Below are 6,296 nucleotides of genomic sequence, written 5' to 3' on the forward strand. Positions count from 1 at the left end.
GTTGCCGGTGGGCACATCGGTTCCGTCGACCAGGACGAGTCGGCCGCGGATCGCCTCTTCGAGGTTCGGAACGTGCAGGCACAACGCCTGCCCGATCAGCGGAAGTATGGATCGATAAACTCTCGATACGGTCGACTGGCTGACTCCGAACAGGTCGCCCACAGCCGCCTGGTTCAGATTCTGCCGGACGTATACCAAGGTGAGTACGACAGCGCGGTATAGTCCCACCACTGGAGGCCAGACTTGCTTTTTATTGCAGGAGGCGATCTGCCAAATGCGAGCAACAAGCTCCTCGATCTGGTCGGCAGCAAGTCCTGTAGTAGACTGGTAACGCAACGGCCCCGCCTGTAAGTCGTGTTCTGTGGTAGGAAAACGATCTTACCTGATCGGGGTCGTTGCCCTACTTTGAGGTGATCAAGCCGGCCTGAATAACGCTCGAGGATGTCGCCCGGTCTTATCTCGTAGCGGGCATCGTATGCATAGCCAGACGGAACCGCCTTGTTTTCCTCAGGGCGAAATTCCCCCCAAGTCATCGCACTAACCTTAATGACGCCCCATTCGCCTTCTTCGGCAGGCCGCGGCTCGCACGCAAATGACTTTCCTGCTTCGATTCTGTCGAGCACATCAGCAAGGCACCCCAGCCGCCATCCAGATGGAACAGAAGCGCCGGGAAGGGCACCCCCGAAAATATGCCATTGCCTCATTGCACTGACAAGGTGCTTGATGCGCGCTCCAACATGATCGAGCTGAGAGCCGCCGACATCCAGGCGCGAGAGGTGGTCGTCGAGGGCGGCGACGATGCGGCGCTGCTCAGTGAGGGGTGGGAGAAAAATCGGCCACTCTGCGAGCCGCGCTGCCCCTAGGTGGTAAATACCGACTCCGCGCGACTTTTCAACAAAGGCACCCTGAATTGCCTGATACTTGAGGTAGTACATAAGGAACTTGGGATCCGCGCCGTAGCTCCGCACACGGATGAGCGTATTCTGGAAGCAGCAGCCATCGATCTCACCGTTCCAAATGGCAGGTTTGCCGACTTCGCTGGGAGTACCCGAGGCCTCACCCAGAACGATGTCGCCTGGTTGAAGCCGGTACACCTCGGCTTCTTCGTCGGTGAAGTTCATCTCCTTCACGTCGTCGAGCTTCAGACCGTCCCATCCGACGTTGGCGGCCCGAATGTATGGGCGCATGTGCGTGCCTTGATGATTCTTCGGTGATCGCTGCCGGCCGAGCCGGACTTCTGCTATCTCATCGAGACGAACTCGCACCCAACCCTTCGGCAGATCGTCGGTCACGCGCTCAGCTCCTGGTTCAGCTCGTCGAGGAGGGACTGTGCCCGGTCGGGGCCGAAGGCGGCGGCGAAGCCCTGGGCGCCGCCGCGGTCGGTGAAGGGTACGCGGTGGAAGTCGTCGACCTCGATCACGGCGCTCTTGGATACCACGTCGACCACGCGGCGCAGCCACCAGAGTTGCTCGTCGGTGTAGCGGGCGCCGGCCTGCTCCTGGCGGGCCAGCCACGCGGCGAAGCGCTCCTCCACGATCGACCGGTACGGGCGGACCTTCTCGTCCAGGCCGAGTTCGTGGCGCAGGACGCCGATGAGGTCGACCACCCCGGCGGCGTGCGCGGGGCGTTCGGCGGCCTCGCCGAGCTTGGCGTAGGCGTCCACCAGCGCGTCCGGCGTCCACGAGTACGGCGGCCGCTCGATCCGCCTGGCCAGGTCCTTGAGCCGGTGGTACACATCGCGCGGGTTCTTGCGTTCGCGGAACGCCAGATCCAGGACGGCGATCTCCTTCTCGTGCGTCTTCATGTAGTCGCGGAACGAGGAGACGATCTGCTCGGCGCGTTCCTCGGCGGTCAGCCCGCGACTGACGGTGATCTCGTCCTGGCTGACCTCGTCGATCACCAGGTCGTGCGCACGGCGTAGCTCGAGGATGCGGGTGCGCAGGTCCGGGTTCTCGGCCAGCGGGCGCACCGCCTCGGTGACCAGCTCGCGCACCGCCTCGTCGCCGCCGGCCTCGAACGCCTCGGCCCGGCGCTCCGGGTCCGAAGCGTGGAACAGGCCCTTGGTGATCTCCTGCAGCGGTTGGCCGGCCAGCGTGGCGAGTTCGTCCCGCTCGTCGTCGCGGAGCTGCTTGTTCAGCTTCGCCAGGCGCGCCGCCAGGGTGGAGACCTCGTCCGGGTCCAGGGTCAGCGACGCGGCCTTCCGCAGCAGTTGCTCCAGGCTGATCTGCCGCTCGGTGAACTTCTCCAGCACCCGGGTCTCCGGGCGCGGCTTGTCGGTCACCCCGACCGCGTCCACGATCACGAAGTGCGTCTTGGCCTCCACGTCGGGCGTCACCCGGCGCAGCTCGGCGGGCTCGATGGTGCGCGCGCCGCGCCCCTTCATCTGCTCGAAGGTCGACCACGTCTTCGGCTCGCGCAGGAAGAACACGCACTCCAGCGGCCGCACGTCGGTGCCGGTGGCGATCATGTCGACGGTGACCGCGATCCGCAGGTCGGGGCTGTTGCGGAAGTCCTGGAGGCGATCCTTCGGCCGCTGCGCCTTGTGCGTGATCTTCTGGCAGAACGCGTCGCCCTCGCCGAACACCGTGCGGACGATCTTCACGACCTCCTCGGCGTGCTCGTCGCTGCGCGCGAAGATCAGCGTCTTGGGCACGTATTGGCGGCGGCGTGCGTGCTCTCCCTCGCCGACCGGCGGGAAGATATGTGTGAACAGCCTGTCGTGGAACTCCTGGATCACCGTGCGCAGCCGGTCCTTGCTGATCACGCTGCGACCTTCCTGCGCCCCGGTGTAGACGTAATCCTCGTCCAGCTCCTCCAGCCGCTCCCGCCGGGTCTTGGTGTTGCGCACCGGCACCGTCGTGCCGGCCTCGATGGTCGAGCCCTGCTCGCCGATGCGGGTGCCGATCCGGTACACCTCGAACGGGACGTTCACGCCGTCGGCGACCGACTCCTCGTAGGAGTACTCGCTGACGATGTTGCGCTCGAAGAACCCGTAGGTGGCCGGGACAGGTGTGGCGGTCAGCCCGACCAGGAACGCGTCGAAGTACTCCAGCACCGCGCGCCACTTGCCGTAGATGGAGCGGTGGCACTCGTCGATGACGATCAGGTCGAACGTCTCCGGCGGGATGTTCGGGTTGTAGGAAACCTCCGCCGGGCCGTCGACGAGTTCGTCCGCGCGCTCGTCGGCCAGGTCGTCGTCGGCGTCGGGGACCTCCCGCCCGGTCAGCGCCAGCCACAGCCGCTGGATCGTGGACACCAGAACCTTGGTGGACCCGAGCACGGTGGAGCCGGACAGCATGTCCGACGAGTACAGTTCGGCGAACTTCTTGCCGGTGTCCGGGGTGACGAAGTTCCGGAACTCGCCCAGCGCCTGCTCGCCGAGGTTGTTCCGGTCGACCAGAAACAGGATCCGCTTCGCCTTGGCATGTTCCAGCAGGCGGTAGCTGAAGCTGGCCGCGGCAAATGTCTTGCCCGCTCCGGTGGCCATCTGGATCAGCGCGCGGGCGTTGTTGCGCGCCAGGGACGTCTCCAGCCCGCGTACGGCGTCGAACTGCGCCGGCCGCAGCCTGCCGCGGTCCAGCGGAATGTCCGGTAACGCGGTCAGCTTCGCGCGGAACGTCGGCCGCTCCGGGTCCTCGTCGGCCTCCTGCATCCACTGGGCCAACGTGTCCGGCTGGTGCACGGCGAAGATGCGCCGGGTACGGGGCTTCGGGTCCAGCTCGTTGCGGAACCGCGTCTCGTTGCCGTCGGAGACGTACTGGAACGGCAGCACCGGCCGCCACGCGGCCATCCGCTGTTCCTTGGTCAGCTCGGTGGCGTAGCGGGAGGCCTGCTGCTGCGCCGCGGACAGGTCCTCGCCCTCCCGCTTGGCCTCGATCACGCCGACCAGTTTGCGGTCCACATAGAGCAGGTAGTCGGCGTAGCCGGCCCTGGTGTGCATCTCGCGTACGGCCACGCCCCGCGCGGCCAGCAGGTTCATCTGGTTGACGTCCTGCACCGACCAGCCGGCGGCGGTGAGCAGCTTGTCCAACTGCTCGCGTACCTGTGCCTCGGTCAGCGGCGGGCGCACCGCGTTGCGCGCCCGCCGGATGAAGCTCTCGCGCTGGCTGGTGCTGACCTTCGGCGGCTTGGCCGTCTCGCGTTCGGCCTCCAGCCGCCTGATGGTGCCGTTGAGCTGGTCGGCGACCGCACGCCAGTGCTGCTGCTCGGCGCTGACCTGCGCGAGCTGCCGTTCCACCAGCTCGCGCGCCCGCTTCTCGCGTTCCAGCGTGCTCTGCGCGCCGATCAGCTCGGCCTGAGCCTCCTCCAGCCGGCGGCGGTGCGCGTCAAGGTCCTCCTGCAGGCGGGCGAGTTCCCGGCGTTCCGCCGCCGAGGTGGGGGCGGGCTGTTGCTCGGGTGTGGGCGGCACGAACCGGCGCACGGTGCGGTCGTCGGTGACGGCCCGGTGCACCCAGTCGGCCAGGAAGAAGCACCGTTCGACGGCCCGCAGGGCCTTTCGCCGGTCGGCGTAGTACTCGTGCACCGCCTCGTTGCCCGACCTGCGGATCTCGTGGAACGCGTCCAGCACCGAGCCGCGGAGCACCCCGACATCGGCCAGCGCCTGCAACCGCGCCGTCTGCTTGTCCGTGTCCACCCGCGTTCCGGTGGCCCGCAGCAGCCACTTGGCCAGCGCCTCGCCGAACTGCCGCGCCTTGAACAGCGCGGCCGGCGGATCGGTGAACACGTACGCCTCGGCACCGACTCCCAGGGACGCCAGGAGCGGATCGTGATCGAGGAGGAAGCCGAAGTTGATGGAGCTTGCCAGCTCGCGTCCCCCTGGACCGACAGCCATCCTGACTCCTCCCCGTGATCGGCCGAGCCGGCCAGGCTAACAGACCACCTTCCCGTTGCCTATCGCCTCGGAATCGAAGGGGCTTACCGGTCCGAGCAGCCTGGGACTTCACGCAGACCACCGGGTCGGCCGTTCCACCCCATGCACGGCGGCGTGCTGCCATAATGATCGCGAACCACGCCGTGATCTCGGGGGGACCATGGGCCGGGTCAAGGTCGACTTCCAGGAGCTGCGGTCGGCGCAGCAGGTGATGGCGAAGACGCACCGCCGTATCGATGAGCTGCTGGCGTCCCTGTCCACGCAGGTCGATGCGCTGGCGCAGGAATGGGAGGGCGCAGCGTCGGACGGGTTCCAGCGGACGGTGCGCGAGTGGCATGCGGCGGCCGCCGACCTGCAGGACCAGCTCGCCGCACTGCACAACATGGTCGGCAACGCCCACGACAACCACGCCACCGTCGTGCGCTCCAACACCGCGATGTGGCGAGGGTGAGCGCCCGTGCCACTCGCGCTACTCGAGGCGCGTCAGGAGTCGCCAGCCGTCGCGGCACACATCGAGCCCGACGACTTCGGCCGGGTGGCCCAGGTCTTCGCCGATCAGCAGCGGGCCATCGGCGGGATCATGGAGTCGCTGAGCCGCGACTTGCAGAGCGCCGGTGCGTGCATTGGCAAGGACCACACCGCCGGCTACTTCGACCAGACCTACCAGCCCGCCGCCTCGACCGTGACGGATGGCCTGTGCGCGCTGTTCGACGCGGTGGGTGCGGTCGCGCAGGGCCTGGCGAAGGCAGGTACCGACCATTCCCGCGCCGACGCGATCAGCGCCAGCAACTGGCGCACCACCGACTACCGCACCTACCAGGTCCAAACCCAGACGTCGCCGTTGGCACCGCGGGTACCCGGACTGCGCGGCTACTCCCCCGGCTGGCTGCCCGGCGTCCTTGAACCGGTATGGCCGACCAAAAACGACAATCTCCCGAGCGTCGCCGCCGCGTGGCGCAACGCCCAAGCCAGGCTGCGGGACGTCCAACTCACCCTGCACGGCGCGCTGACCGGTCTCGTCGGCAACAACCAGGGCGAGGATCTCCAGGCGCTGGAGGAGTTCTGGGGCCGGTTCGTCCACGGTGATCAGGCGATCTTCACGGCGCTGGATCGTGCGATGCAGGCGCTCGCGCAGGGCGTCACCGAATACGGCGCGATGGTCGATGATTTCGGCGACCAACTCAGACAGGCCATCATCCAAGCGGCGCTGGAAGCCGGCGCCGAGGCGGTGGTCGCCATCCTCATCAACGTGGCCACCGACGGATTGGGGCTGGTCCTCGGCGGCGCCGAAGGGGAAGCCATCGCCGCCCGCGCCGTGGAACACGTCGGCGAGGTCTGCGCTAACCTCCTGGCAGCGCTGCAAGTAGCCAGCACCATCCAGGACATCGGCGTATACGGAACCACTAACCTCGCCGCGGCCATGACC

The 6,296-nt window shown here is 67.2% G+C and carries 5 protein-coding genes; 2 read left to right on the forward strand and 3 right to left on the reverse strand.

The genetic code is table 11. The features are described from left to right. The 3 genes from FFT21_RS09430 to FFT21_RS09440 form a co-directional block, all read right to left on the reverse strand. The coding region (locus FFT21_RS09430; protein WP_307722912.1) for a helix-turn-helix domain-containing protein at positions 1-231 on the reverse strand (231 nt) is incomplete at its 3' end. Next, the gene (locus tag FFT21_RS29650; protein ID WP_225978252.1) at positions 174-1,292 is read right to left on the reverse strand and encodes a restriction endonuclease subunit S; all 1,119 of its coding nucleotides are present in this window, start codon (positions 1,290-1,292) and stop codon (positions 174-176) included. The genes FFT21_RS09430 and FFT21_RS29650, both read right to left, overlap by 58 nt. Continuing rightward, positions 1,289-4,831: a DEAD/DEAH box helicase family protein gene (locus FFT21_RS09440; protein WP_137813422.1), complete on the reverse strand. Its 3,543-nt coding sequence runs from the start codon at positions 4,829-4,831 to the stop codon at positions 1,289-1,291. Before FFT21_RS09440 ends, FFT21_RS29650 begins: the two co-directional genes overlap by 4 nt. A gap of 199 nt (positions 4,832-5,030) precedes the next feature. On the opposite strand from FFT21_RS09440, the gene FFT21_RS09445 reads away from it, so the two are divergent. Next, positions 5,031-5,321 (forward strand): WXG100 family type VII secretion target, encoded by a 291-nt coding sequence (locus tag FFT21_RS09445; protein WP_137813423.1) that lies wholly within the window; start codon positions 5,031-5,033, stop codon positions 5,319-5,321. A 6-nt stretch (positions 5,322-5,327) separates the two neighbouring features. Further along, the coding region (locus tag FFT21_RS09450) for a hypothetical protein (protein WP_192909448.1) at positions 5,328-6,296 on the forward strand (969 nt) is incomplete at its 3' end.

This window comes from Gandjariella thermophila (genome assembly GCF_005405885.1).
Classification (GTDB): domain Bacteria; phylum Actinomycetota; class Actinomycetes; order Mycobacteriales; family Pseudonocardiaceae; genus Gandjariella; species Gandjariella thermophila.